Source organism: Acidovorax sp. KNOB132 (assembly GCF_057541515.1).
The window spans coordinates 1-2,341 of sequence record NZ_BAAJYT010000400.1 but is presented as its reverse complement, the minus strand read 5'-3'; the positions used below and the strand labels follow the sequence as shown (position 1 = coordinate 2,341).

2 protein-coding genes are annotated in these 2,341 nt (G+C 70.7%); one reads left to right on the top strand and one right to left on the bottom strand.

Features of this window, described 5'->3' with window-relative positions; genetic code table 11:
- Window positions 1–160 precede the first annotated feature (160 nt).
- A complete protein-coding gene (gene pdeM / locus AC27IO_RS22995; protein ID WP_498740977.1) occupies window positions 161–871 on the top strand; it encodes a ligase-associated DNA damage response endonuclease PdeM in 711 nt (236 codons plus the stop codon).
- Window positions 872–894: 23 nt separating this feature from the next.
- On the opposite strand, the gene AC27IO_RS22990 is transcribed toward pdeM, so the two are convergent.
- Window positions 895–2,341, bottom strand: a 1,447-nt coding sequence (locus tag AC27IO_RS22990; protein WP_498740976.1) for an NEL-type E3 ubiquitin ligase domain-containing protein, incomplete at its 5' end; no start/stop codon positions are given.

Here is a 2,341-nt window from a genome sequence, read left to right as displayed (position 1 = left end):
CGCCGCACGACCCCCTGCAGTCCGCGGCGGCCGAAGTGCGCCGCACGCTCGACTTCTCGCTGACCGCCGCCGACGAATCCGCACCGGGCGGCGGCGCGAAGCGGCGCCGCGAGCGCAAGCCCTCGCGGCCCTTGCCCCGGCTGTGAAGAACCATCAAGGCATGAGCGCAACGGACACCCACCCCGCGGCCGAGGGCGCCGCCATCTGCCACCTGGCCGGCACCGAAGTCCACCTGCTGCCCGACCGTTCCATGTGGTGGCCGGCCGGCCGCACGCTGTTCGTGGCCGACGTGCACCTGGGCAAGTCCGACACCTTCCGCGCGCGCGGGCTGCCCGTGCCCTCCGGCACCACGCGCGACAACCTCGATCGGCTGTCGGCCCCGATCGCCCGGCAAGGCGCGCAGCGGCTGGTGGTGCTGGGCGACTTCCTGCATGCGGCCGAAGCCCAGTCGCCTGCGGTGCTGGCCGCCCTGTCGGCATGGCGCGCCGCGCATGCGGCGCTGCAGGTGGTGCTGGTGCGCGGCAACCACGACAGCCACGCCGGCGATCCGCCGGCCGGCCTGGGGTTCGCCATCGTGGACGAGCCCTGGCCGATCGGGCCGTTCGCGTGCTGCCACTACCCGCAGGCGCACGGCACGCTGCACGTGCTCGCCGGCCACGTCCATCCCGCCGTGGTGCTGCGGGGGCGGGGGCGCGACGCCCTGCGCCTGCCGTGCTTCGCGGTGGAGCCGCAACTCACCGTGCTGCCGGCGTTCGGCGAGTTCACCGGCGGCCAGACGATGACCTCCGGCCCGGAGCGCCGCTTTTTCGCCGCCGGCGGCGGGCGGGTGTGGGCGGTGCCGGGCATGGGGGACTCCGTGAGGCCCAGCTGAAGCGGGGGGCCGCCTGCAGCGGCTCAGGCCGCGTCCGGCTCGGGCTTCATGGGATGCATCGGCGCGTCAAGACCCGCCAGGTGCCGCAGCAGCCGGTCCTCCTCGTGCTGCCACCGCGCCTCCACCGCCCGGGCGCGGATGGAGTATTCGACCTGCCCCTCCAGGTCCGTGGAAGCGGGAATGTCTTCGTCGAAGAACGGATCGTCGTCGCGCGCGTGCTGGAGCCAAGCGAATGCACGGGAGTGCAGCGCCTTCATGCCTTCGCGCCAGGTCGTGTGGCCCATGCGGAAGTCACCGTAGGCGGCGGGGTCGCGGGCCTGTTGCATCACGGCTTTTTCCAGATCGTTCACGTCCTTTTGGCGCAGCACGCTCAGCTGCAGGGCCTGCACACCCGTCACGGTGCCTTCCGGCAGATCAAGGCGATTGCGCAGCGCCTGCTTGGCATGCATCAGGGTCTCCAGTGGCTCCCGCGTCAGCTGGCGCCTGGGCCAGGGCCCCAGGTCCTGGCGCTGCAGTTCGCGGTGAATGAACCGGGTGACCTCGCTCTCCAGCAAGGCCAGCCGAAATTGCTGTCCCGCCCATTGGTCGAACTGCGCGGCGTCCACCCGGCCGCTGCGGATGTCCGCCACTATCTGGTGGTTGCGAACGGCCAGCAGCGCCTTGGAAAAGCCTTCGAGCACGTTGTCCCGGCAACTGCCCAGGGCCGTCTGCGCAATCAGGTAGACCTGCGCCCGCAGGTCGGGGTCGCCCGCCACCGCATGGATGACGGCGGCGACCTGCTCCGCCCGCTGCGCCACCGCCGTGGATGAGCTGCCATCATGGCCATCGTGGCTGGCATCGCGCAGCCGTGCGAGCAGGCGAGCGAAAGCGGGGGCCTGGGGTTCGTCGTCGAAGGTGCTCAACGCGGCGGCATCGGGATGGTCTCGGCCCAGCCACTGGGCGATTTCCCAGCCCAGCGGCATCGTCTGGCGCTGCAGGTCCCGGGCGAGTTCTTCGCCCTCGCTGTCTTCCCCTTCGTCCTCCGACTCGACATCGTCGTCTTCGAAGCGCACCAGAAGGCCCCGCAATTGCCAGATGGCCTCCGCCGTGACCGGGTGCAACGCCGCGTTACTGGCCCGGGCCTCCAGCCCGTCGCGCAATTCGGGCAGGGGACCCAGTTCCACGAGCAGGTCGGCCGATACGCGCAGCACCTGCTGTGCCCGCTGCGGGTGGGCCTCCAGCATGTCCAGTAACGCGAAGACCTGGGCCGAATGGGGCGTGCCGTGAATGCCGAGTTCCGCATGGTTCACGAATGGGAGCGTGAGCGGGTCCGGCGCTGCGTCGTCATCGCTGAGCCAGTCTTCTTCGTCGGAATCCGAGGTCTGGGACGACTCGGCTGAGGATGAGGATGAGGATGGCGGCGTGTTGTTCAGATCCGGCAGGTCGGGTGGTTGGGGCAGTGCAACGTTCAGATCCGGCAGGTCGGGTGGT

Bases quoted from the DNA above. Each gene is read 5' to 3' on its own strand.
- pdeM (WP_498740977.1), top strand. From the start codon at position 161: ATGAGCGCAACGGACACCCACCCCGCGGCCGAGGGCGCCGCCATCTGC.